Annotated in this window: 27 protein-coding genes; 11 read left to right on the top strand and 16 right to left on the bottom strand. The window is 65.8% G+C overall.

From position 1 onward, the window contains the following. Positions 1 to 27 precede the first annotated feature (27 nt). Complete coding sequence (locus LAQ73_RS03225) at positions 28 to 957, top strand: alpha/beta fold hydrolase (protein ID WP_224269812.1); 930 nt, start codon at positions 28 to 30, stop codon at positions 955 to 957. A gap of 281 nt (positions 958 to 1,238) precedes the next feature. On the opposite strand, the gene LAQ73_RS03220 is transcribed toward LAQ73_RS03225, so the two are convergent. Together LAQ73_RS03220 and LAQ73_RS03215 are read right to left on the bottom strand one after the other, a co-directional pair. After that, positions 1,239 to 1,613 carry a Zn-ribbon domain-containing OB-fold protein gene (locus tag LAQ73_RS03220; protein ID WP_224269811.1) on the bottom strand — a complete coding sequence of 125 codons (375 nt, stop codon included), beginning with the start codon at positions 1,611 to 1,613 and terminating at the stop codon, positions 1,239 to 1,241. Continuing rightward, positions 1,613 to 2,779, bottom strand: coding sequence for a thiolase domain-containing protein (locus LAQ73_RS03215; protein WP_224269810.1), 1,167 nt, complete (start codon positions 2,777 to 2,779; stop codon positions 1,613 to 1,615). Before LAQ73_RS03215 ends, LAQ73_RS03220 begins: the two co-directional genes overlap by 1 nt. Before the next feature lie 156 nt (positions 2,780 to 2,935). Between LAQ73_RS03215 and LAQ73_RS03210 the strand changes: the two genes are divergently transcribed. From LAQ73_RS03210 to LAQ73_RS03200, 3 genes are all read left to right on the top strand, one after another. Further along, on the top strand, positions 2,936 to 4,243 hold the full coding sequence (locus LAQ73_RS03210) for a M28 family peptidase (RefSeq protein ID WP_224269809.1): 1,308 nt from the start codon (positions 2,936 to 2,938) through the stop codon (positions 4,241 to 4,243). A 141-nt stretch (positions 4,244 to 4,384) separates the two neighbouring features. Then, a complete protein-coding gene (locus LAQ73_RS03205) occupies positions 4,385 to 5,113 on the top strand; it encodes an NAD(+)/NADH kinase (protein WP_224269808.1) in 729 nt (242 codons plus the stop codon). A 95-nt stretch (positions 5,114 to 5,208) separates the two neighbouring features. After that, positions 5,209 to 5,646, top strand: coding sequence for a DUF7313 family protein (locus LAQ73_RS03200; RefSeq protein WP_224269807.1), 438 nt, complete (start codon positions 5,209 to 5,211; stop codon positions 5,644 to 5,646). A gap of 27 nt (positions 5,647 to 5,673) precedes the next feature. On the opposite strand, the gene LAQ73_RS03195 is transcribed toward LAQ73_RS03200, so the two are convergent. The 8 genes from LAQ73_RS03195 to LAQ73_RS03160 all read right to left on the bottom strand — a co-directional run bounded on the left by LAQ73_RS03195 (position 5,674) and on the right by LAQ73_RS03160 (position 10,282). Further along, complete coding sequence (locus LAQ73_RS03195; protein WP_224269806.1) at positions 5,674 to 5,853, bottom strand: hypothetical protein; 180 nt, start codon at positions 5,851 to 5,853, stop codon at positions 5,674 to 5,676. A 149-nt stretch (positions 5,854 to 6,002) separates the two neighbouring features. After that, a complete protein-coding gene (locus LAQ73_RS03190) occupies positions 6,003 to 6,278 on the bottom strand; it encodes a DUF7314 family protein (protein WP_224269805.1) in 276 nt (91 codons plus the stop codon). Further along, positions 6,271 to 6,741 carry a DUF7315 family membrane protein gene (locus LAQ73_RS03185; protein ID WP_224269804.1) on the bottom strand — a complete coding sequence of 157 codons (471 nt, stop codon included), beginning with the start codon at positions 6,739 to 6,741 and terminating at the stop codon, positions 6,271 to 6,273. The genes LAQ73_RS03190 and LAQ73_RS03185 overlap by 8 nt, the downstream gene beginning before the upstream one ends. A gap of 23 nt (positions 6,742 to 6,764) precedes the next feature. Continuing rightward, a complete protein-coding gene (locus tag LAQ73_RS03180; protein ID WP_224269803.1) occupies positions 6,765 to 7,526 on the bottom strand; it encodes a cytochrome b family protein in 762 nt (253 codons plus the stop codon). Between the two features lie 13 nt (positions 7,527 to 7,539). Then, positions 7,540 to 8,334 (bottom strand): cytochrome b, encoded by a 795-nt coding sequence (locus tag LAQ73_RS03175; protein WP_224269802.1) that lies wholly within the window; start codon positions 8,332 to 8,334, stop codon positions 7,540 to 7,542. A 3-nt stretch (positions 8,335 to 8,337) separates the two neighbouring features. Next, on the bottom strand, positions 8,338 to 8,724 hold the full coding sequence (locus LAQ73_RS03170; RefSeq protein WP_224269801.1) for a DUF7318 family protein: 387 nt from the start codon (positions 8,722 to 8,724) through the stop codon (positions 8,338 to 8,340). Then, positions 8,725 to 9,354 (bottom strand): halocyanin domain-containing protein, encoded by a 630-nt coding sequence (locus LAQ73_RS03165; RefSeq protein ID WP_224269800.1) that lies wholly within the window; start codon positions 9,352 to 9,354, stop codon positions 8,725 to 8,727. 73 nt (positions 9,355 to 9,427) lie between these two features. Then, on the bottom strand, positions 9,428 to 10,282 hold the full coding sequence (locus LAQ73_RS03160) for a DUF7319 domain-containing protein (protein WP_224269799.1): 855 nt from the start codon (positions 10,280 to 10,282) through the stop codon (positions 9,428 to 9,430). A 152-nt stretch (positions 10,283 to 10,434) separates the two neighbouring features. Here LAQ73_RS03160 and LAQ73_RS03155 point away from each other — a divergent pair, with 152 nt between their 5' ends. Then, positions 10,435 to 10,911 carry a DUF7321 family protein gene (locus LAQ73_RS03155; protein WP_224269798.1) on the top strand — a complete coding sequence of 159 codons (477 nt, stop codon included), beginning with the start codon at positions 10,435 to 10,437 and terminating at the stop codon, positions 10,909 to 10,911. A gap of 52 nt (positions 10,912 to 10,963) precedes the next feature. Here LAQ73_RS03155 and LAQ73_RS03150 read toward each other — a convergent pair whose 3' ends face one another. Together LAQ73_RS03150 and nth are read right to left on the bottom strand one after the other, a co-directional pair. Next, positions 10,964 to 11,203 (bottom strand): hypothetical protein, encoded by a 240-nt coding sequence (locus tag LAQ73_RS03150; protein WP_224269797.1) that lies wholly within the window; start codon positions 11,201 to 11,203, stop codon positions 10,964 to 10,966. 93 nt (positions 11,204 to 11,296) lie between these two features. Further along, positions 11,297 to 11,980: an endonuclease III gene (nth, locus tag LAQ73_RS03145; protein WP_224269796.1), complete on the bottom strand. Its 684-nt coding sequence runs from the start codon at positions 11,978 to 11,980 to the stop codon at positions 11,297 to 11,299. A 177-nt stretch (positions 11,981 to 12,157) separates the two neighbouring features. On the opposite strand from nth, the gene LAQ73_RS03140 reads away from it, so the two are divergent. Further along, positions 12,158 to 12,304 (top strand): hypothetical protein, encoded by a 147-nt coding sequence (locus LAQ73_RS03140; protein ID WP_224269795.1) that lies wholly within the window; start codon positions 12,158 to 12,160, stop codon positions 12,302 to 12,304. Between the two features lie 139 nt (positions 12,305 to 12,443). On the opposite strand, the gene pan1 is transcribed toward LAQ73_RS03140, so the two are convergent. Further along, a complete protein-coding gene (gene pan1 / locus LAQ73_RS03135) occupies positions 12,444 to 13,664 on the bottom strand; it encodes a proteasome-activating nucleotidase Pan1 (protein ID WP_224269794.1) in 1,221 nt (406 codons plus the stop codon). A 128-nt stretch (positions 13,665 to 13,792) separates the two neighbouring features. Between pan1 and LAQ73_RS03130 the strand changes: the two genes are divergently transcribed. From LAQ73_RS03130 to rad50, 4 genes are all read left to right on the top strand, one after another. Beyond that, positions 13,793 to 14,050, top strand: a complete 258-nt coding sequence (locus LAQ73_RS03130) for a MarR family transcriptional regulator (protein ID WP_224269793.1) — start codon at positions 13,793 to 13,795, stop codon at positions 14,048 to 14,050. A gap of 119 nt (positions 14,051 to 14,169) precedes the next feature. Next, positions 14,170 to 14,586, top strand: a complete 417-nt coding sequence (locus LAQ73_RS03125; RefSeq protein ID WP_224269792.1) for a DUF7966 family protein — start codon at positions 14,170 to 14,172, stop codon at positions 14,584 to 14,586. After that, on the top strand, positions 14,583 to 16,013 hold the full coding sequence (gene mre11, locus LAQ73_RS03120) for a DNA double-strand break repair protein Mre11 (RefSeq protein ID WP_224269791.1): 1,431 nt from the start codon (positions 14,583 to 14,585) through the stop codon (positions 16,011 to 16,013). The genes LAQ73_RS03125 and mre11 overlap by 4 nt, the downstream gene beginning before the upstream one ends. After that, positions 16,010 to 18,709, top strand: a complete 2,700-nt coding sequence (gene rad50 / locus LAQ73_RS03115) for a DNA double-strand break repair ATPase Rad50 (RefSeq protein ID WP_224269790.1) — start codon at positions 16,010 to 16,012, stop codon at positions 18,707 to 18,709. Before mre11 ends, rad50 begins: the two co-directional genes overlap by 4 nt. A 7-nt stretch (positions 18,710 to 18,716) precedes the next feature. Here the strand turns inward: rad50 and LAQ73_RS03110 are convergent, their stop codons facing one another. From LAQ73_RS03110 to LAQ73_RS03100, 3 genes are all read right to left on the bottom strand, one after another. Continuing rightward, complete coding sequence (locus LAQ73_RS03110; protein ID WP_224269789.1) at positions 18,717 to 19,142, bottom strand: DUF7346 family protein; 426 nt, start codon at positions 19,140 to 19,142, stop codon at positions 18,717 to 18,719. An 85-nt stretch (positions 19,143 to 19,227) separates the two neighbouring features. Continuing rightward, positions 19,228 to 19,758 (bottom strand): DUF7322 domain-containing protein, encoded by a 531-nt coding sequence (locus LAQ73_RS03105; RefSeq protein ID WP_224269788.1) that lies wholly within the window; start codon positions 19,756 to 19,758, stop codon positions 19,228 to 19,230. 56 nt (positions 19,759 to 19,814) lie between these two features. Further along, the gene (locus LAQ73_RS03100; RefSeq protein ID WP_224269787.1) at positions 19,815 to 20,003 is read right to left on the bottom strand and encodes a DUF7331 family protein; all 189 of its coding nucleotides are present in this window, start codon (positions 20,001 to 20,003) and stop codon (positions 19,815 to 19,817) included. A 140-nt stretch (positions 20,004 to 20,143) separates the two neighbouring features. On the opposite strand from LAQ73_RS03100, the gene LAQ73_RS03095 reads away from it, so the two are divergent. Then, complete coding sequence (locus LAQ73_RS03095; protein ID WP_224269786.1) at positions 20,144 to 22,855, top strand: DNA-directed DNA polymerase; 2,712 nt, start codon at positions 20,144 to 20,146, stop codon at positions 22,853 to 22,855. Positions 22,856 to 23,057: the final 202 nt, after the last annotated feature.

Genomic DNA, 23,057 nt, shown 5'->3' with positions numbered 1-23,057 from the left:
CAAGTCTCTCGCCCCCGTCGAGTCGGTATGACACTCCGACGAGCCATCGGCGGTGCCGTCCTCGGTATCGGTGCAGTCGCGGCCGCGAACCGGATGCTCACGCAGGCCGCGGGTGAACTCGAACCGGGGCTCATCGGCGAGCAGCGCACGTATCGCTGGCGCGGGACGAACGTCGCCTACACCGAGGCGGGCGACCCCGACGACCCGGACCTCGTCCTCCTGCACGGCATCAACGCCGCCGCGTCCAGCGGCGAGTTCCGCGAACTCTTCTCCGAACTCGCGTCGGAGTACCACGTCGTCGCCCCCGACCTACCCGGATTCGGTCGGTCGGACCGTCCGCCGCTTCGCTACTCGGCGGCGCTGTACGAGGACTTCGTCACCGACTTTCTCGGCGAGTTCGACGAACCCGCGGTGCTGGCGTCGTCGCTTTCGGCCGCGTACGCCGCCGCGGCGGCCCGCGACACGCCCGTCTCGCAGTTGATTCTCGTCTGCCCGACGGCGAAAGCGGGGCCTGAACCGAAACAGGCGCTTCGGGAACTGGTCCGCGCGCCGCTTCTCGGGTCGGCCGCGTACAACCTCATCACCGCTCGGCGCTCGCTTCGCTACTTCAGCGCCGACCACGGCTACTACGACGCGTCGAAGCTCTCCGACGAGTGGCTCGACTACCAGTGGCGGACGACCCACCAGAAGAACGCCCGCTTCGCGCCCGCCTCGTTCGTCAGCGGCTACCTCAACTCGGATATCGACCTCGGCGAGACGCTCGCCGAGTTAGACGTGCCCGTAACGCTCGTCTGGGGCCGCGAAGCCGACGTGACGCCGCTGTCGGACGGCCGAGCGCTCGCCGACGAGGCCGACGCCCGACTCGTCGTCTTCGACGACGCGATGCTGCTACCGCACGTCGAACACCCCGAGTCGTTCCTCCGGACCGTCCGCGAGGAACTCGCGGAAACGGCGTAACCACGGGACGTCGCTCACCGTGTCTCCGCTGCTGTCGTTGCGCCGCTGAGGTGCTCACTCTGCGGGCGGCTAGTGGGACGTTCGACGACGAAACTCGGCATCTGCTTGGGTTTCAGACACGCTGTGTGGCTCTCTCGGACGTTCTACTGCCCGTTCTGGAGAGCGCTAGCCGCAGTTACTTGTAGGCTAAAAATCTTCTCTCCCGATGAGACGAGACGTTCAGTCACTGCTAGCGGTCGTCCTCGTGGTCGCGGTAGCGCTGGCGACCGCGCCCGGCGTCGCTACCGCGGTCTGAAGACGACGACGGGGTCGCCGGTCGTCTCGTGTTCTTCGACGGTCGCGCCGACCGACATCCCGACGTCGAGGTCGTCGAACTCGACGCCGCGAACCACGCCCGTGAGTCGCACCGGGCCGAAGTCGACGACGGCCGTCGCGTACGGCGTGTCGCCGTCGAACGACGGTGTGGCGACGTGAATGACGCTGAACGTCTCTACGTTCCCCGACTCGGGGAGCGGTTCTTCTTCCAGCTCGAACGCGCCGCAGTGCGGGCAGGTGCGCCGCGGCGGCAACGACCCGTGCCCCTTCGGGCATTCGAGGTAGTACCCCTCGCCCGCTTCGACGGTCTCTATCCAGTCGTCGTATCCCGTGTCGGCCATCAGTTCACCACCTCCAGTACGTGGACGACGGCGCTGGCGACGGTGCCGCCCGCGTTGTGCGTCAGACCGATTTCGGCGTCGGCGACGACGTCGCTGTTCGGGTGGTCGCCGCGGAGCAGTCGCGTCATCTCGACGAGCTGGCTGCCGCCCGTCGCGCCGACGGGGTGGCCTTTCGCCTTCAACCCACCGGAGAGGTTGATGGGTCTGTCGCCGTCTCGGGTGGTCTCGCCGCGGCGGGCCGCGCCGATGGCCTCGCCGGGTTCGTAGAAGCCGAGCGATTCGAGCGCGAGCACCTCGGCGATGGTGAAGCAGTCGTGGACCTCGGCGACGTCGATGTCGTCGGGGGTACGTCCCGAGTCGGCGTACGCCTCCTCGGCGGCCTTCGTCGCCGCGGGAGTCTGCGCGAGGTGGTCGCGGTCCTGCAGCGCCATCTTGTCGCCCCCCTGTCCGGTGCCGGTGATCTCGACGGGCGCGTCGATGTCGTGTTCCTCGGCGTACTCGTCGCTGACGAGGACGAGCGCGCTCGCGCCGTCGGTGATGGGACAGGCGTCGAACAGATGCAGCGGTTCGGCGACGGGCGGGCTATCGAGCGCCTCCTCGACCGACACCTCGCGCTGGTACTGGGCGAACTCGTTGTTGACGGCGTTCCGGTGATTTTTCGCGGCGATGTGCGCGAGATCCTCGCGGTCGCCGCCGAACTGCGAGAAGTACGCCTGCGCCATCAGCCCGTACGCGCCGGGGAAGGTGATGCCCGCGCGAACCTCGTACAGTTCGTCGGCCGCGATAGCCAGCGACTCCGTGACTTCGGCCGTCTCCAGGTTCGTCATCCGTTCCATCCCGCCGACGAGGACGACGTCGTTCTCGCCGTTGCGGACGTCTTTTATCGCCTGCCGAGCGGCGACGCCCGCCGAGGCACACGCCTGCTCGTAGCGGGTCGCCGGACAGGAGAGCCCTGCCGCCTCGGCGACGAGCGGGCCCTGGTGGGCTTGGTGCTCTGCGAGCGCCCCCATGAAGTTCCCGTAGTGGAGGGCTTCGATGTCCTGACGGGGAACGCCCGCGTCCGCTCGGGCGGCGAGTGCGGCCTCCGCGAACAGGTCCCGTCCGGTCCGGTCGGGGTGGCGGCCGAACTGCGTGAGACCGACACCGGCGACGCGTACGGAAGTCATGCACGAACATACATTATGTTCCGGTAAAGACCTGCCGAATCCGTCGTTTGCTCGCGGTTTTGCGTACGAAAGTAGTGAACACGGAGCCGACAGAACGAACCGGAGAGCGACCGCGGGGACCCCAACGGTTACCGCGACTCCGCGTCAGCCGAAACCATGGAAGAGACTGACTGGATCGGCGAAACGTTCACGAGCGACACCGGGTGGGACCACCTCGAAACGCTCGTCGACATCGGCAATCGGATGGCTGGAACGGCGGGCGAACGCGAGGCGATGGAGCGAACGCGGGACGCACTGAGCGACGTCGGCGCGCGCGACGCCCGCATCGACGAGTTCGAGATTCAAGGTTGGGTCCGCGGCGACAGCGCAATCGAAGCGGGCGACACTACCCAAGACTGCATCGCGCTGCCGCGAAGCCCCGCCGACGCCGCGACGGGCGACCTCGTCGACCTCGGCTACGGCCTCCCCGAGGAGTTCGACGCCAACCTCGACGGCAAGGTCGTGATGGTCTCCTCGACGGTGCCCGACCACTACGACCGCTTCATCCACCGCCGCGAGAAGTACTACTACGCCGTCGAGGCGGGCGCGGCCGCGTTCGTCTTCAGAAACCACGTCGAAGGCTGTCTCCCGCCGACCGGCAGCGTCGGCACCCCCGACGCGCCCATCGGCGACATCCCGGCCGTCGGCGTGAGCGCCGAGGTCGGCGCGCGCCTCGCCCGCCGGTTCGAGGGCGACACCGTCTCCGTCTCGGTCGACTGCGACACCCCCGACGCGACGAGCGGTAACGTCCACGCCCTCGTCGGCCCCCAATCGGGAGACGAGATACTCGTCACGAGCCACCTCGACGCCCACGACATCGCCGAGGGGGCCGCCGACAACGGGACGGGAACCGCCATGGTCGTCGAACTCGCGCGCATCCTCGCCGACCGGGAAGATGAACTCGACACCCGAATCCGGTTCGTCGCCTTCGGCGCTGAGGAGGTCGGTCTCGTCGGCTCGGCACACAAAGCCGAGCAGGCCGACTTCGAGTCGATAAAGGCCATCGTGAACTTCGACGGCGTCGCCAACGGGCGGACGCTGCGGTTCCACACCCACGACTTCGACGAGCTCGAGACCGCCGCCGAGGGCGTCGGCGACCGGTTCGGCCACCCCGTGAGCGTCGTTCCCGAGCAGTTGCCGCACTCGGACCACTGGCCGTTCGTCCAGTGGGGCGTCCCGGGTTACATGGTCGGCAGCGAGACGCAAGGCCGCGGCCGCGGGTGGGGCCACACCTACGCCGACACGCTCGACAAGCTCGAAGCGCGGACGTTCCGCGAGCAGGCAGTGCTGCTGGCGGAACTCGCCGTCGATCTCGCCGACGAGGAAACCGAGATTGCGCACAAAGCGCCCGAAGAGATAGCCGAGCGCATCGAAGCCGAAGACTACGCGCCGGGGATGAAGATAACCGGCGACTGGCCGTACTGAGCGGGACACCCGCCCGCCGCTGCGGCGCTCGCCGCCATCCCGGTTCGTCGGGGCCGACGCGGGGTTCCGCCGCGACGACGGCGCGTCGATCCGTCACCGAACCGCGCAGACTTTTAGCGGCCGGCGAGTAACAATCGGGCAATGAGTGGAGCGCGCGACGACGCGGAGATGGCGGTTTCGCTTCGCGGCGACGACGACGGCCGAGTCGAGCGCGCGCTTCGCGCCGCCGAGTTCGCGCTCACCGACCCCGAGGAGGCGTCGTTCGTCGTCGCCGTCGGCGAACGCGCCGTCGTCGACGCCGTCCGCGAGCGCCCGAACGGTCTGATTCTCCCCGTCGGCATCGGCGGGCGACACTCGGTGTCGCCGTCGGCACTCGACGACGCGTTCGCCGCGCTCGCCGAGGACGACCGCCGGACCGTCGACCACCCGACCGTCGACCACCCGCTGCTGTCGGTCGCCGTCGGCGACGAACCCGTGGCCGACGCCGTCTTCGACGCGATGCTCGTCACGAACGAACCGGCGCGCATCTCCGAGTACGCCGTCCGAACCGGCGACGACGCCCTCGACGCGTTTCGGGCCGACGGCGTCGTCGTCGCGACGCCGCTCGGAAGCTCCGGCTACGCGCACGCGGCGGGCGGGCCGATAGTCACCCCCGGCACGGGCGTCGGCGTCGTCCCCGTTTCGCCGTTTTCGACGCGCTGGGACACCTGGGTCGTCGACGGCGACGTGTCGCTGTCGGTCGAGCGCGACGAGGGGGCCGTCTCGCTCGTCGTCGACGGCGAGCGGACGACGGCCGTCGACCCGCACGTGCCCGTCCGCGTCGAACCCACCGCCGAAGTGACGCTGCTTCGCCCGCCCGCGTCGGAGTGAGCCGTTCCGGCGTCCGACCCGGTCGCCGCGCCGACCCGGTGAGACGGCGCGCGGGATTGGAAAAACTCTAATGAGTCACCTTCCGATATTCGGGTATGCAACCGCTGCAGTTCATCGTGCCGCTCGACGGCCTCGAGGCAATCGCCCCGGCGCTGCCCGCCGTCATCCTAGTGCTCGTGCTGGCAAACATGGCGACGCGCTTCCTCGGCCACCGCGCGCACGCCCGCCAAGCCCGTGACGACGAGGAGATTACCCGGTACACGCCGCACTCGCTGACGAGCGTCGCGCTCGTCGTCGCGTCGTTCCTCTTTCTCATCGTCGAACCGCACGGCGGGATGGTGATGTCGGTGCTCGTCGTCGGGATGTTCCTCACGGACTTCTTCGAGTTCGAGGCCCGGCAGGTCGAAGCGCGCAACGGAATGCCCGTCGAGCGGCCGAAGGGCGGTCTCGCGGCGTCGGTGCTCGTGCTCCTGTACGCGGCGTTCCAGAGTCTCTTCTTCCTCGTCGCCGACATCTGGACGCAGATCGTCTGAGTCGGCTGCTGCAGCCCTCGATACCGCTCACATCCCCAATAGGCCGTGCTCCGAGCGACCAGTGAGACGATTCGACGGAAACGGCGTCGAGACGACCGCGATCGTCTCGTCGTTGCGGTCGCCGCGCTCTTCGCCGTCTCTTCGCGGTAGCTCCGACGCGCGACCGGTGACAGCCCCGCAGTCGCCGTGAACGGCGATTCGACGCACCGCATCCCGTCTGCGCGCGTCAGCGACTCCGACCCGACGGCTCTCGCACTCTATCGAATGTCGGCGGCGAACGCACCGCGTAAGCGAACGGCTCGTCGACGGCGGCGAGAAAACAGAGACAGCGGCCCGCGGGGCTCGGGGCGAGGCGACTACTGCGAGCGGCGCTCGCTGTAGGACGCGCGGAGTTCGCGGCCGAGCGGGATGAGCACCCAGAACGTGAACGCGCCGAGGATCGCAAACCAGAGCAGCACGTCCATCAGCGCGATGGCGATGCCGTTGAACAGGTCGGGTCCCTCGACGGTCACGGGTTCGACCAACTGCGCGGCGCTCTCGAAACTGCTCGTGCGGTACCAGCCCGCCAGCACCATCCAACCGAGTCCGCCGGCGGTGGCGATGGTCAACCCCTTCATGAACTCGTCAGCCATTATCCGAGAGTTCGTTGGAGTCCTCTTGAGAGTTTCCCATTCCGCGGGCGCGGAACCGGGTTCCGAGAACGTACACGCCCGCGCCGATGCCGATGACGGTGATTCCGACGAACGCGAGCACCGCGCCGAGAATCCCCGGCGCGACGCTGAGACCGACCGCCCCCAGCGCGCCGGTGATAGCCTGTCTGAGAAAACTGAACTGGATGGTCGCCGCGTCGATGAGCACGAAGCCGATAACGACGGAGACGACGGCGATGAGCGTCGAGAACACCGTTATCGTCTTGTACAGTCGCATCGGAACGACGACGTCTCGTCGACCCGACCCGGACGCGCGTGCGTCGTCTCCGCCCGTCCTCTCGCCGGCGGCCGCGTCGCTGTCGGCGGTTACGTCGCTGTCGGCGGTTACGTCGCTGCTTGCGGTCGCACGCTCGTCGGCGGTATCACTGTTCGTATCTGAACTCATAGAAGGATGGACGGCGAACGCCGCTAGCGCGGCGGCCGAAGCCGGTAGTACCGACGGTTGAGGTCGTACATGTACCCCTCGCGCATCGTCTTGAGCACCGCGTAGGTGATGGTACCTGCGACGATGGGCAGCAGGAACGTCAGGTCGAACAGCAGGTCGATGTTCATCGGTACCAGGTTCTGAACCGCGAGCACGCTGATGGTGAACGCGAAGACGACGCCGCCGACGCCGACGGCCGCCCAGAACGGCTGTTCGACGGGGCGACGGGCGCTCCCCTTGTTGAGGAACGGAACGATGGCGATGAACCCGACGACGACGACGTTCGCCAGCACGCCGTACGTCCGGTCGGCCATCAGCTTCTGTCCGCCGAGGATGGACAGTTCGGGGTTGACCGGGCTGAGTTTCAGCAGGCCGAACGACCAGTACAGATACCAGTCGGGCAGGATGATCGCCGGCGTCGAACTCGGGTTCGCGGGCGACCCGATGTGCGGCGGGAGCGTCGCCGAGAGGAAGAAGATCATTCCGACGAAGAAACTGGCGATAGAGAGGTTACGCACCGTCTCGTGCGGCCAAGTGGGGAAGCCGAGCACGTCGCGTTCGACGTAGTCGGACTCCGTCCGAAGGTCTTGGTCTTCGCGGCGCGAGCGCTCGAAATACTCGTAGGTGAGCCGAGAGAGGCCGGTTTTGCGAGCCTTGCGCTCGCTCCACGTCGGCGTCTCGTCGTCGGGGGCGACGATGCCCGTGCCGCCGTCCGTTTCCGCGGTCGTGTTGTCGTTGTCTGTCATTGTGTTACCTCGATTAGTGCGGTTCCGCGATGCCCTGCACCCAGACGATGCCGATGTGGATGGCGATGAGCGTCGTCACCACGAACGGGAGCAGGAACACGTGGAGGATGTACATGCGTTGCAGCGTCGATTGGCTCAGCGTGAAGCCGCCGAACACCAGCTGGGCGGCCCACTCGCCGATCAGCGGGACCGACAGCGCCATCTCGACGCCGATCTGACCCGCCCAGAAGGCGAGCTGGTCCCACGGGAGCAGGTAGCCGGTGTACCCGAACCCCATCGTCAGGCTGATGAGGATGATACCGAGTATCCAGTTGAGTTCGCGCGGTTCCTTGTACGCGCCGGTGAAGTAGACGCGGAGCATGTGCAGGAACACCGCCGCGACCATCACCTGTGCCGCCCAGCGGTGGAGGCTGCGGAGGAAGAACCCGAACTGGAGTTCGGTCATGATAAACTCGATCTGACCGTACGCCGTCGTCGGGTCGCCCGTGGTCGCCGGCGAGTAGTAAAAGCCCAGTAAGGCCCCGCTCACCGCGGCGACGATGTACGCGAGCGTCGAGAACAGTCCCAGCGTGTACAGCGGGTACCAGTACCAGAACTTGTTGTCGAGGTTGTACTGTTCGGTGTGACTCTTCGGCATCTGGAGGTTCACTCTGTAGTAGAGCGTCTCCAGAATCTCCAGATAGTCCACGATGCGGAGTCGCTTGTCCATCCAGATGAGCGCGGTGAGGAACGTCGTCTCGACGGGCGAGAGGTCCTTCTCCTTCAGCCACGCGTCGTGGTCGTAGTCGTCTTTTCGTTCTAAGCTCATTCGTTACCTCTTGTAGTAGGGGTAGACCGCGCGTTTGAGGGTGTCCCACGCGCCGGTTCCGATGGTTTCACCGTCTGCCTGTTCTTCGCGGACGTAGAGATCCTCCCACTTGCGACGGCGCTTCTTTACGATCATCACGTCGGGCAAGAACTCCTTGCGGTACAGTGCGAGGATGAACGCCAGGTCGACGAAAATGACGGTGAGCACGCCGCCGAGGAACATGTTCCCGATGTCAGTCAAACCCCACCCGGAGACGAGCCCGTACGTGAACAGGAACACGAACAACACCTCGATAATCGTCAGGAGGACGATGGCGATGGCCGCGGCGGTGCTCTCGCGCGCCGGTTCGTATCGGTGGATGTCGCCGTAGGTACTCCCGGAGGAGGACATCTATCGACCCCTCCCGGTGTTTGCGGACTCGCCGTACTTCAGGATGTAGAACGAGTAGATGATGGTGACGAGGATGCCGAGGATGGTCGCCGACCCCACCCAGTGCGCCTGCACCGGTACGCCGAGTTCGTGGAGGTCCTTCTCGCCGCCGCCCGCTGCGGTGGTCGGAACGTCGCCGCCGACGGCGACGGCTCCTTTCATCCCGAGGCCGGCGTGTGGTTCGCAGTGATACTCGCTGATGCCGCCCTCCTCGAAGGTGTACTCGAACGTGAAGCCCGCCTCGCTCGACGTCTCGGAGGTGTAGTCACCGGGTCCGCCTTGGTGGGCGACGTTGTGACCGCCACCTTCGCCGGTCCACTCCCAGATGACCTTCGTACCCGAGTCGACCCAGATACCGGCGGGCTGGAAGGCGTACGCCCCGCCGTTGCCGTCTGCACCGACCTGTACGGTCACTTCGCTCTGTCCTCGCATGTCCTGATAGCCACCCTCGACGCCGGAGAGCCAACTGCCGAAGTCGGGTTGCTGTCCGCCTCCCCCGCCTCCTTCCTCCGCGGCGGCGGCGGTGCCGGATGCGGCGGCTGCGGCGGCAGCCGAGCCACCGGCCGCTCTCAGAAAGTCCCGCCTTTTCATACATGTGGGAGTCAGGAAGGGACGCGCTTAAAGCCTCCGACTGGCCGTCGTACCGCGATACGCGGCGGTATCTCTACTCGCGCTCGGGTCGGTCGGCGGGCCGTTTCTCGGCGTTCTCGCCGGCGTCGACTGCCGGCCGCGTCGACTCGTTGCCGCCGGGGAGAAACTCCGGCCGGTCGACCTGCTCGGGGTCGAGCGCCCGCAACCGGTTTCGGTACTCCTCGGCGCGGAATCGGTCCGAGAGCCGCGCGTTGGCGACGGTCATGAAGAGGAATAGGCCGACGAGCAGGAAGAAGAACGCCACGGCCGGCGGCGCGAAGTTCATCTGGCCGGCCGACGCGAACGGGATGAGCGGCGTCAACGGCGACCAGAGGATGAGGAGGCCGACCGCGGCGAGAATCTGGACGCCCGCGACGACCTGCAACATGTTGTTGCCGAGTTGGCCCGTCCCTTCGGGGACGTCCTCGGGTTTCGGCAGCGAGGCGTCCAGCGGCGGCTCCTCGACCTCGTAGTCGTCCATCGAGCAGAGCGCGACGGTGGGTTTCACGTCTCTGAGAACCGTGCCGCGGCCCTCGACGCTCCCGTCGTCGTACACGACGGCGAACCCCTCGTCGGAGTAGGCGACGACTCGGTCTTCGCCGTCTTCGCGGACGCGTTCGACGACGGCGAACACCTCGCGGCTGGCGACGCGCGAGCGAAGCTCCTTCTCGACTCTGTCGAGCAGTTCCGGACCGGTTATCCACGAGTCGCTGTCGAAGGCGACCTCCCACTCTTCGAGCGACATCTCCGCCATCTCCCTTGGGCCGAAGTTGTCGAAGTCGTACTTCGACTCGACTTCGCGGCGAAGCGCGTCCAACTCGTCGGCGTCGGACCGTCGGTCGCTCGGCTCGTCGGGACTGTCTGCCGACGCGGATGACGGGTCGGACATCACTCACAGTAGTCGATACAGCGGTTTTAGCTTTCCGACACTAGGTGAGGGCCATCGCTCGCTGTCGCCACGTCGGCCCGTCGCTTCACCTCCGCCGGTCACTGCGGACGAAAGTCGGGTCATTTAGGGCGACACCGGGTCTAGGCGGACTAATGGTAAGCGAGACCGCCATCGCGACGCTCGCCGCGCTGATGGTGACCGCGAGTTTCCCGTTCTATCTCTACGGTGCCTGGATCATGATTGACACCGAGACGGTGACGTGGGACGTGCTCGTCTACCATCTGAAGTTCATCGTCACCGGCCTCGCGCTGAACACGATTCCGGTCGTCGTCTGGATGGTTCCGCGCCTGCTCGACCAACTCGGCGGCCTGTCGGCGCTGCACGCCATCCTCGGCCTGCAGGCGTACGCGATGCTGATCTTCGCGCTCACGGGTATCGTCCGCATCTTTCAGGCCAAGCGCAACGCCGACCTCTATCACAACCCCGACCGGGAGATCGACCTGAACGACCTCCACGAGAACATGGGTGCGTGGCGCGGCCGGCTCCGACTCGGCGTCCTCGGCTACGTGCTGTTCTGGATCGGCGCGTACGTCATCGGCGTGATTCGCTACGTGACGATGTATCTCTGACTCGCGCGGCGAAAGAAAAACGACGGCGGCGTCGACCGAGAAGCCGACCGAGTTAGCTGTTGAACGGCTCTTCGTCGCGGTGGTTGTCGATGTTCTCCTGCTCTTGGGCGTCGGTCTCGCGGTCGGTCGACTTCTGCTCTACGTCCTGCTTCCGTTCGGCCTCTTCGGCTGCCTCCTCAGCCTCCTGCTGTTCGGCCTCCGCCTCGGCTTCTTCCTCGTCGTCGGCGTCGTCGCTCTGAACGTCGAGTTCGGTGTCCTCCTCGAGGTCGATGCCGTGTTCGTCTTTGGCCATGTCTCCCCGTACGACCGACAGTCAAATAGTGGTGTTGGCCGTCACAGATTCTGATACGTCGCGGAGACGATCGTTCGGGCCCCGCGTCCTCGTTCACCAGGGGTCGCCGCTGGCGAGGTCGACATCGTGATCGAGTTTCGAGGAGGGACAGATCTCTTCGAGCGCGCAGTCCGAACACGTGGGGTTGCGCGCCGTGCAGACCGCCCGGCCGTGGCTGATGAACAGGTGGGTGTACTGCTGCCAGTCCTCCTCGGGGACGACGGACATCAGGTCCTCCTCGATTCGCTCCGGGTACTCCTCCTCGGTGAGGCCGAGCCGGCGACTGATGCGCTGGACGTGAGTGTCGACGACGATCCCCTCGACGACGTCGTGACCGTGCTGGAGGACGACGTTCGCTGTCTTCCGGCCGACACCCGCGAGGTCGGTCAGTTCCGTCATCGTGTCCGGCACCGCGCCGTCGTGTTTCTCGACGATGTCGGCGGCCGCAGACCGGATGTACTTCGCCTTGTTGTTGTAGTAAGTGATAGAGGAAATCGCCTCGGCCATCTCCTCCTGCGGCACGTTCGCGTACTCCTCGGGCGTGCGGTACGTCTCGAAGAGGTCGGCGGTTACCTTGTTCACCCGCTCGTCGGTGCACTGCGCCGACAGCATCACGGCGATGAGCAGTTCGAGGCGGTTCGAGAAGTTCAGCGAGATAGTCGTGTCCGGATACTCCTCGTACAGCCGGTCGAGGACTTCCAACGCCTGCTCCTCGCGCGACGGTAGTGGCTCTCCCATATCCTCCCCTGCGAGCGGGCGGAATTGAGTACTGTGGTTCGGCGCGGAGCCTCCCGACGAGGCGGGGTCCGCGGCAGTCCGGAGTCGTCGCGTCCTCCAGAGTGGACCGCGACGATTCGGGACAGCCACAGCCGCCCGACGGTCACACTTATGTCGCCGTCGGTCCGAAAACAGGGTATGAGCCTCGATCTCGACCGATTCGACCATCCATCGTGGCTGACCGTCGCGGGCGTCGGCGCGGGCTACGGCGTGATTCTCCTGGTAATGTTCGTTCTCCTGTTTCTCGTCCCGCTGGCCGTGTTCGGCGTGTTCGTCTCCCCGTAGCGGGCGACGCGTTCGCTCGGTACGAGTGCGGACGCGCGTTCTTCCGAAGACCGAGCTGTAGCGCCGCGAGTCGAACGCGAGAGAAGCGTCTCTCGATGGCGGGTCGGGTCTAACAAGTGATACGCGCGGGCGGTCCGCTCTAGGCGAACGCGCGCGACGCGTCGGCGTCGATGTCGGCGTCTTCGGCTTGAATCTTCTCCCAGGCGTCGACGAAGTCCTGCATGAATATCTCGGTGCGGTCGTCGCGGATGGCGAACATCCCCGCCTCGGTGCAGACGGCTTTGACGTCGGCACCGGAGGCATCGTCGGCCATCTCGGCGAGCTCCGCGAAGTCCACGTCGTCGGAGACGTTCATGTTGCGCGTGTGGATCTGGAAGATGATCTCACGACCCTCGTCGTTCGGCTTGGGCACCTCGATGAGGCGGTCGAACCGACCCGGCCGGAGGATGGCGGGGTCGAGCATGTCGAAGCGGTTCGTCGCCGCGATGATGCGGATCTCGCCGCGGTCGGCGAAGCCGTCCATCTCGCTGAGCAACTGCATCATCGTCCGCTGGACCTCGGCGTCGCCGGAGGTCTTCGAATCGGTCCGCTTGGAGGCGATGGCGTCGATCTCGTCGATGAAGAGGACGGCGGGCTCGTTCTCGCGGGCCACCTCGAAGAGGTCGCGGACGAGTTTCGCGCCCTCGCCGATGAACTTGTGGACGAGTTCGGAGCCGGCCATCTTGATGAAGGTGGCGTCGGTCTGGTTGGCGACGGCCTTGGCGAGCATCGTCTTGCCGGTGCCCGGCGGGCCGTAGAGGAGGACGCCAGACGGCGGATCGATGCCGACCTCGGAGAACATCTCCGGGCGGTCAAGCGGCATCTCGACCGTCTCGCGCACCTCGTTCATCTGCTCTTCGAGTCCGCCGATGTCCTCGTAGGTGACATCGGGGCTGTGTTCGACCTGCATGACGCGTGCGCGCACGTCGGTCTCCTTTTCGAGCTTCTTGACAATGGAGAGAGAGTTGTTGACGGCGACGCGGGCGTCGGGTTCTAAGTCGTCCCGCATCTCGTCGGTCACTTCGGTGAGGGCCTCTTGGTTGTTGCCGTGCTGTTTGATGACGACGCCGTCTTCGTTTATCTCCTGGACGGTGGCGACGAACAGCGGCGACTGTTTGAGCTTCTTGTTCTCGTGGGTCAGTCGCTCCAGCTTCTGCTGGTACTTGTTGTTCTCGGCGTTTGCGTCGAGGAGTTTGTCCCGCATCTCCTCGTTTTGAGCTTCGAGGACCTCGAGGCGTTCTTCCAACGCCTCGATTTTCTCCTGCTGTGACGCCGTCTCCTCTTCGTAGGGTAAGTCGACGTCATCCACAGTATCGGTCATCGGACGGATTAGGTCGCAAGTTCATAAGAGGCTTCGGGTCGCGGGTCGACTCGCCGAAGCAAATTTCTGACAGTAATATCCACACATAGCAAATATTATCTGGCTGTATGCCACAGACACAGATATCCATGAGTTGCACCGAGGTAGCCGCCACCGATTCGACCGACCGGTGGGAATCGATCCGTGACCTGCCCCCGAGCGCGAAACTCGTTGCGAAAGTCCTCGACTACAACGAGACGATGACCCAGAGCCAGCTCGCCGAAGAGACGCTGCTGCCGCCGCGGACGGTTCGCTACGCGCTGACGCGACTCGAAGAACAGGACGTCGTCGACTCCCGCTTTTCGTTCTCGGACGCACGGAAACGACTGTACACGCTGACGGTCTGATCAGAACACACCGGCGGCTGAACACACCGACGGTCCACGGCCGTCGCGCTCACTGCATCTCTCGTGATCTCTGTATCTCCCGTGAACCTTTATCACCGAAGACGGAGCCACTGCGCCGCGTGGCATCACCGAGAGCGGTCAGGCGCGCGCTCCGCACGCTCGCGACCGGAGATCGACGCGGCGACGGCCAAGAAGGAGCGACAGTAACCACCGCACGTGAGACGATCCGAGAGGCCGTCGAGGCGTTGGGCGACGTGGAATCAGCGGCGGCGTTTTTCGCCGACGGAGGAGTCGAACGTCTGCGCGACGCCGTCGGCGTCTTCTCGCGCGCGGAGGAGCCGACAGTCCGCCGCGAGGGAGAGAGGGCGCTGGGAATCGTCGAACGCTATCGTCGTGCGGCCGGCGTCGAGGTTGACCCCGAGACGGTCTCGCCGCCGCGGTCGGACGTCGACACCTGCACCGAGTCGAGCGGAGACGTTGTGACGCGGCGCGTCGGTACGCATTTAGGAGGGGACGGCCAACGGGCGGACAGATGACTCGGGTGATACACACCGGCGACACCCACATCGGGTATCAACAGTACCACTCGCCGGCGCGACGACGGGACTTTCTGACGGCGTTCGAGCAGGTGCTCGCGGACGCCGTCGACGACGACGTGGACGCCGTCGTCCACGCCGGCGACCTGTTTCACGACCGCCGCCCCGAACTGCAGGACCTCCTCGGAACGCTTTCGGCGCTTCGGACCCTCCAGGACGCTGACATCCCGTTTCTGGCGGTCGTCGGCAACCACGAGTCGACCCGGGGCGGGCAGTGGCTCGACCTCTTCGAGCGACTCGGTCTGGCGACGCGCCTGGGTCCCGACCCGCACGTCGTCGGCGAGACGGCCTTCTACGGTCTGGACCACGTCCCCAAATCGAGACGTGACGAGCTCGACTATCAGTTCGAACCGCACGACGCCACCCATTCGGCGCTCGTCAGCCACGGCCTCTTTACCCCCTTCGCCCACGCCGACTGGGAGACTGAGTCCGTGCTCGACGGGTCGAACGTCGACTTCGACGTCGTGCTGCTCGGCGACAACCACGAGGCCGGCACCGCCGAGGTTCGGGAGACCCCGGTCACGTACTGCGGGTCGACCGAGCGCGCGAGTACGAGCGAACGCGAGGGTCGCGGCTACAATATCGTCGAGTTCGACGGCGAGGTGGACATCCGCCAGCGAGCGCTCGATACGCGGCCGTTCGTCTTCGTCTCCGTCGAACTAAGCGAAGGAGAGGGCGAAGCGCGGGTCCGCGAGCAGATCCGCCAACACGACCTCGAAGACGCCGTCGTCGTCGTCGAAGTGACCAGCGACGGCGAACCGGTCACGCCCGCGAGCGTCGAGGAGTTCGTCGCCGAACGCGGCGCGCTCGTCGCCCGCGTCACCGACCGCCGGGAGATCGAGGTCGAATCCGACCTCTCGGTGAGTTTCGCCGACCCCGACGACGCGGTGCGCGAGCGCATCGCCGACCTCGGACTCTCCGCCGCCGCTCTCGACGTCGACGAGACGGTTCGCGCGAGCAAGACGGCCGACTCGAACGTCCGCGACGAGGTGAAACAGCGCGTTGCGACCCTCGTCGAAGACGGACTCGACAACTTCGCGCGCGCGGAGGCTCGTGAGGACGACGAGAGCGGAGCGGAGACCGACCCCGAACCGGACGTGAACGTCGGCGGAGACGACACCAGCGACGGCGAAGTCGACACCGACACGTCGCAGCCGGCGGCGAACGGCGAAGGGGCCACCGACGATACGAGCGAGTCCCCAGCCGTATCCGCCGAGTCTGCCGAGTCCGACGGCTCTGACGAGTCCGATAAGTCGACCGAGACCGCAGAGTCCGCCGAGACCGCAGAGACCACCGAGGCAGCCGAAGCGGTGACCGCAGAGGAGACGGCGACCGACGGCCAACTCTCCATGGAGGACTACTCGTGAGATTCGACCGCATCCGGCTGAAAAACTTCAAACCGTACGCCGACACCGACCTCGAACTCGACGAGGGCGTGACTGTCATCCACGGCCTCAACGGCAGCGGGAAGTCCTCGCTCTTGGAGGCGTGTTTCTTCGCGCTCTACGGGTCGAAAGCGCTCGACAGCACCCAAACGCTCGAAGACGTGGTGACGAACGGCGAAGAGGAGTCCGAAGTCGAACTGTGGTTCACGCACGCGGGTGAGAGCTACCACGTCGAACGCCGGATTCGTCTCTCGGGCGACCGGGCGACGACGGCAAAGTGCGTTCTCGAAGGCTCGGCGGTCCCCGACGGCAGCGTCGACGGCGCACGCGATGTGCGGAAGTTCGTCGTCAACCTGCTGCGGATGGACGCGGACGCGTTCGTCAACTGCGCATACGTCCGCCAGGGCGAGGTGAACAAACTCATCAACGCGTCGCCGGGCGAGCGCCAGGACATGATAGACGACCTGCTCCAGTTGGGAAAACTGGAGGAGTACCGCGAACGGGCGCGGAGCGCGCGTCTCGGCGTCGAGGACGTCCTCGGCGACAAACGCGGTGGTCTCCGCGAACTCTCGTCGCAGGTCGAAGAGAAAGAGGAGACGAACCCCTACGACCGACTGAACGCGCTGCAGACGGAACTGGGCGAACTCAAGGCGGCCATCGAACGGTACGAGACCCAGCGCGAGAAGGCAAAGAAGAGCCGGGACGAAGCCGTCGAGACGCTCGACGACTACGAGGAAAAACGGGCCGAACTCGCAGAACTCGCCGACGACATCGAGTCGCTGAAATCCGACATCGCCGAGACGGAGGAGAAACGAGAGACGCTCCGCGAGAACGCGCGGGAGGTGCGAGAGCGGGCCGACGAACTGACATCGACGGTCACCGACGCAGTCGCCGAGAGCGAGTTGGACGCCGTTGACGACGACGCCATCTCCGCGCGACTGACCGCGCTCTCGACGCGCAACGAGGAACTCACCGAGTCGATACAGGAACTGCGCGAGAACGCCCAGGGGTTCGAGAACCAGTCGTCGAACCTCGCGGAGAAAGCGACGGACCTCGAATCGCGTGCCGAACAGAAGCGGACGCGCGCCGAGGAACTGGAGGCAGAGCACGAGACGGGCGAATCCGAACTCGACGACCGCCGGGAGGCGCTCGGCGAGATCGACACACAGATAGACGACCTCGAAGCGACGTTCGAGGAGGCGCCCGTCGACCGCGGCGACGCCTCGGCGCACCTCGCCGACCTTCGTGAGGAGAAGTCGTCGCTCCGCGACGACCTCGAGACGGTTCGGACGAAGCTCCGGTCGACCCGTCAGCGCGTCGAGGAGGCACGCCGGCTGTTGGACGAGGGGAAATGCCCCGAGTGCGGGCAGCCCGTCGACGACTCGCCGCACGTCGATACCCTCGACGAGGACCGCGCTCGCGTCGAAGAACTCGACGCCGAACGCGAGGCGCTCGAAGCGGAGATCGCGTCGCTCGACGGCGACATCGACGGCGCGGAGAAGCTCGTCGAAGCCGAGAACGAACTCGGGCGGCTGCGCGAGCGCCGCGACAGCGTCACGAGCCTCATCGACCAACGCGAGAACACGCTCGCCGAGAAAGTCGAGCAGGCGGAGACGGCGCGAAGCGCGGCGGAAGAACACGGGGAGAAAGCCGAAGAACTCCGAGAGGCCGCCGAGCAGACGGCGTCGCGCGCCGAGGAGACTCGCGAGAACATCGCGGAACTGGAGACGGAACGAGAGGGCGTGAAGGCGAGCGAAGAGCGCCTCGAACGCGTCCAGTCGCTCCGCGGCGAGATCGCGGACGCCGAAGCGAGACTCGACCGTCTCTCCGAGCGGCGGTCGGACCTCGACGAACTCAACGACGAGCGGCGAGAGCGTTTGACGGAGAAGCAGCGTCGCCGCCGCGAACTCCGCGACGGCGTCGACGAGTCCCAGATTCAACAGGCCAAAGAGCGGAGGTCGAACGCCGAACAGTACCTCGAACAGGTCGACAACGAACTGGCGTCGCTGGCCGAAAAGCGAACGAAACTCGACAACGACATCGGCGGCGCAAAGACCGATATCGAGCGCCTCGAAGAGCTGCGGGAGAAGCGCGGCCACGTCGCCGAACGCGTCGAGGCGCTCGAATCGCTCCACGAGGAGACCGAGGAGCTGGAGGCGATGTACGGCGACCTGCGCGCGGAACTCCGCCAGCGCAACGTGGAGACGCTCGAACGGATGCTCAACGAGACGTTCGACCTCGTCTACGCCAACGACGCCTACGCCCGAATCCGCCTCGACGGCGAGTACGAACTCACCGTCTACCAGAAAGACGGTCGGGCGCTCGACCCCGAGCAGCTATCCGGCGGTGAGCGCGCGCTGTTCAACCTCTCGCTTCGGTGCGCCATCTACCGCCTCTTGGCCGAGGGTATCGAGGGGGCGGCTCCGACGCCGCCGCTCATCCTCGACGAACCGACCGTCTTCCTCGACTCGGGGCACGTCGGCCGTCTGGTCGACTTGGTCGAGGAGATGCGCGGCTTCGGCGTCCGGCAGATAATCATCGTCAGCCACGACGACGAACTCGTCGGCGCGGCCGACGACCTCGTGACCGTCGAGAAGAACCCGACGAGCAACCGCTCGACGGTTCGCCACGAGGAGACGGCCGGGCTCTCGGCCGTCGAATCGGTCGCCGACGACTGAGTCGCGTTCAGTCGTCTCGAATCCGTGTGACGCCCTCGCGGGCCAGTTCTGTAGCGTCGTATCCGCGTTCGCCGTAGCTCTCGGCTTCGTCGACGAGACCAGCGGCGCGGAACTCGGTGAGCAGACCGAGGAGGTCGCTCTCGCAGAAGTCGTACGAATCCAGTAGTTCGAGCACCGACAGCGGTCCGCGGTCGACGAGTTCGACGAGCAGTCCGAGCGAGCGGTCGTCGTGTGTGGCCGAGAGCACGCGGCGAACCGACTCGGGGACGCTCGACGCGGCGTCGACCAGCGGCGACTCCTCGTCGACGACCTCGAACGTGTCGTTGGAGAGGTGCCGCTCCTCGCCGGTCTCGGGGTCGCGGACGCGGCTCGATTCGCTCGACCGTTTTAACAGAAGATACCGTCGTCCATCCTCGTCGCGGACGGTCTGCATGAGTGGACTGTCAACGTCGAGCGGATTAGCGATTTCGTCCGCGGCACAGTGGACCGGGAACCGCCGTGGGCGGCGGATGCGACGCCTACGAGTCGGGGTTCTCGGACGTCTCGGGGGAGAGTTCCGCGCTCTCGTCGTCTTCGTCGTCCTCGTCGCCTCCGTCGTTTTCGTCGTCTTCGTCACCCCTGTCGCCCTCGTCGGTCTCCACCGAGGGGACGTCGTCGTTCGCCGCCCGCTCCTCGCGGAACTGTTTGTACCGCTGGTACGTTCGGAGGAGCAGGAACAGGCCGACGACGACGAGGCCCCCGCCGAGTCGCCACTGCCCGCGGAAGTAGGCGAACATCGCGCCGAGTGAGAGCGCGCCGACGCCCACGTTGACGAGGACGACGCTCACCCAGAACGTCGTGGCGAGTTCGGAGTCGGCTTCGCCCTCGGGCGTGGCGGGTTTCGGTGCCTCGGGGACGTTCGGAAGGTCCCGTTCGGGGTCGCCCCACCGCTTCCACTTCTCCTCGGGGTCACCCCAGCGGTTCAGTTCCTTCTCGGGATCGCCCCAGCGGTCTTCGGGGTCGGACTCGTCCGTCTCGTCCGAATCGTCGGACCGCAGGTCGAAGGGCACAGAACGGTCGAAGCGGGCGTCGAGAATAAGGGTTCGGGGTTCGAAGTTCGGTCGGGCTATGCCTGCTCTCGCAGCGTGACGGCTCGCGTCGTCTGCATCCACGCGAGGGGGTTCTGTGCGTCGTAGAAGACGACGCCGTCGTCTACCCGATACGTCTCGACGTTATCGACGCCGTCGGGCGCTTGCAGCGACTGCTGCGTAGTATCTGCGCTGTCCCACCACTGGTCGTCTCTCCGGTCGGACATCGTCACACCCATGGTATGATATAACACGGTAAAGCCTTTTCCGTCGTGACCGGAATTGCGGCAGTCGGTCCGGTGTCGCCGCAGACGGCGCTCTCGGCGAAAAGCCGAGCTTTTTACCCGGGTGTGACCAAGCAGTCGCCATGACTCAGGCAGGGCTCTCCGACTACGGGGCCGGGGGTGGGGACAGCGACGCGGCGGACGACGGCGACGACGGCCGACCGACGACGGAAGCGGCCGCCGTCGCTGGCGACGTGAGCCAGCGGGTGAACGAGATCGTCGACAGACACGAACTCAGATACCCCGACGCCGACGGAACGCTCGAACTGATGGTGTCGCAGGTGAACTACACCGTCGAGGGGCAGGGCCGCGACGAGTACCCAGTCGTCCACGTGTTCGGACGGACGCCGGACAACGACCCGATGCACGTCCGCGTGCTCGGCTTCGAACCGTACTTCTACGCGCCGACGGAGACGCTCACCGACGAACTGCTCGCTCGGGACAGTATCCTCCGAACCGAAGCCGGCTACGAGAGCATCCGCGGCGAGGAACTGACGAAAATCGTCGGCCGGACGCCCCGAGACGTGGGGCAGATGCGCGACGAGTTCGACCATTTCGAGGCCGACATCCTCTTTCCGAACCGCTTTCTCATCGACAAGGACATCAACGGCGGCATCCGGGTTCCCGACCGCCGTCTCGACGACAACGTTCTCCAGGTCGCCCACGGTGAGGTCGTCGCCGCCGACGTCGACGCCGACCTCCGCGTCAACACGTTCGACATCGAGGTCGACGACCGCAACGGCTTCCCCGAAGACGGCGAAGAGCCCATCATCTGTCTGACGAGCCACGACAGCTACCGCGACGAGTACGTCGCGTGGCTGTACGAAGCGCCCGACGGCGACGGCCAAACTCCGGACGCGCTCGCCGACTACGCGCCGTACGACGAGAGGACCGACATCGACGTGCGCACGTTCGACGAGGAGGAGGCGATGCTCGACGCCTTCGTCTCCTACATCGAGGAGACCGACCCCGACGTGCTCACCGGCTGGAACTTCGAGGACTTCGACGCGCCGTACTTCCTCGACCGACTGGAGAAACTCGACGCGTTCACCGACTACGATCTCCGCATCGAGCGCCTCTCGCGCGTGAACGAAGTGTGGCGCAGCGGCTGGGGCGGTCCCAACGTCAAAGGTCGCGTCGTCTTCGACCTGTTGTACGCCTACAAGAAGACGCAGTTCAGCGAACTGGAGTCCTACCGCCTGGACGCCGTCGGCGAACTCGAACTCGACGTGGGGAAGGAGCGCTACGCCGGCAGCATCGGCGACCTGTGGGAAGAAGACCCGACGCGACTGCTCGAATACAACGTCCGCGACGTGGAGCTCTGCGTCGAAATCGACCGGAAACAGGAGGTCATCCCCTTCTGGGACGAGGTGCGGACGTTCGTCGGCTGTCTGCTCGAAGACGCCCCCACCGCGGGCGACGCGGTGGACGTCTACGTGCTCCACAAGGCCCACGGCGAGTTCGTCCTCCCGACGAAGGGCCAACAGGAGGCCGAGGAGTTCGAGGGCGGCGCGGTGTTCGACCCCATCACGGGCGTCAAGGAGAACGTCACGGTGCTCGACCTGAAGTCGCTGTACCCGATGTGCATGGTGACCATCAACGCCTCGCCGGAGACGAAGGTCGGCCCCGACTACGAGGGCGAGACGTACCGCGCGCCCAACGGGACGCGCTTCCGCCGCGAACCCGACGGGATGATGCGCGAGATGATCGACGACCTGCTGACCGAACGCGAGGAGAAGAAGACGCTCCGGAACGAGCACAACCCCGGTTCCTCCGCGTACGAGCAGTACGACCGCCAGCAGGCGGCGGTGAAAGTCATCATGAACTCGCTGTACGGGGTGTCGGGCTGGGACCGGTTCCGACTCTACGACAAGGAGAACGCCGCGGCCATCACCGCGACGGGTCGGGAGGTCATCGACTTCACGCAGACCGCCGCGAACGAAATCGACTACGAGGTCGCCTACGGCGACACCGACTCCGTCATGCTCGCGCTCGGCCCCGATGTCTCGAAAACGGAGGCCATCGAGCAGTCGTTCGAGATAGAAGAGCACATCAACGCCCGCTACGACGACTTCGCGCGCGAAGAATTAGATGCGGACGAGCACCGCTTCCAGATCGAGTTCGAGAAGCTCTACCGCCGATTCTTCCAGGCGGGCCGCAAGAAGCGCTACGCCGGCCACATCGTTTGGAAAGAGGGCAAAGACGTCGACGACATCGACATCACCGGCTTCGAGTACAAACGCTCGGACATCGCGCCCATCACGAAACGGGTCCAGAAACAGGTCATCGAGATGATCGTCACCGGCGAGGACGCGCCAGAGATCAAGGAGTACGTCCACGACCAGATTCGCGAGTTCCAGAACCAGAACGCCGATCTCGACCAGATCGGCATCCCCGGCGGTATCGGCAAGCGCCTCGAGAGCTACGACACCGCCGGCGCGCAGGTCCGCGGCGCGAAGTACGCCAACCTGCTGTTAGGGACGAACTTCCAGCGCGGGTCGAAGCCGAAGCGACTCTACCTGAAGAAAGTGCACCCGGCGTTCTTCCGCCAGATGGAGGGGGAGCGCGGCTTCGACGCCCGGACCGACCCGCTGTACGGCGAGTTCAAGCGCAACCCGGACGTCATCTGCTTCGAGTACGCCGACCAGGTGCCCGACGAGTTCGAGGTCGACTGGGAGACGATGCTGGAGAAGACGCTGGAGAACCCGCTCGGTCGCGTCCTCGACGCCATCGGCCTCTCGTGGGACGAGGTGAAAAGCGGTCAGCAGCAGACCGGCCTCGGGCAGTTCGGCTGAAACTCTCGGTAGAGAACGCCCACTCGTCCTCACGCCGGCGTCGCGCGTGCGGTCGCTCGGCGTGCACTGTCCTCGCTTCCGACGGGGTAACCCTCGGACAGAGATTCTGTCGTCGAGGATTTCCGATACCGAAAACAAATTTTCTCACAGCGGAAGCGGTAGGGGGTGAATGCGTAAGCATTAATGGGCGCAAGCCCCCACG

It is taken from the genome of Haloprofundus salinisoli (assembly GCF_020097815.1).
In the GTDB taxonomy this organism is placed as follows: domain Archaea; phylum Halobacteriota; class Halobacteria; order Halobacteriales; family Haloferacaceae; genus Haloprofundus; species Haloprofundus salinisoli.
Note: the sequence above shows the minus strand (reverse complement) of the source record. Positions and strands in the feature narration are given on the sequence as shown.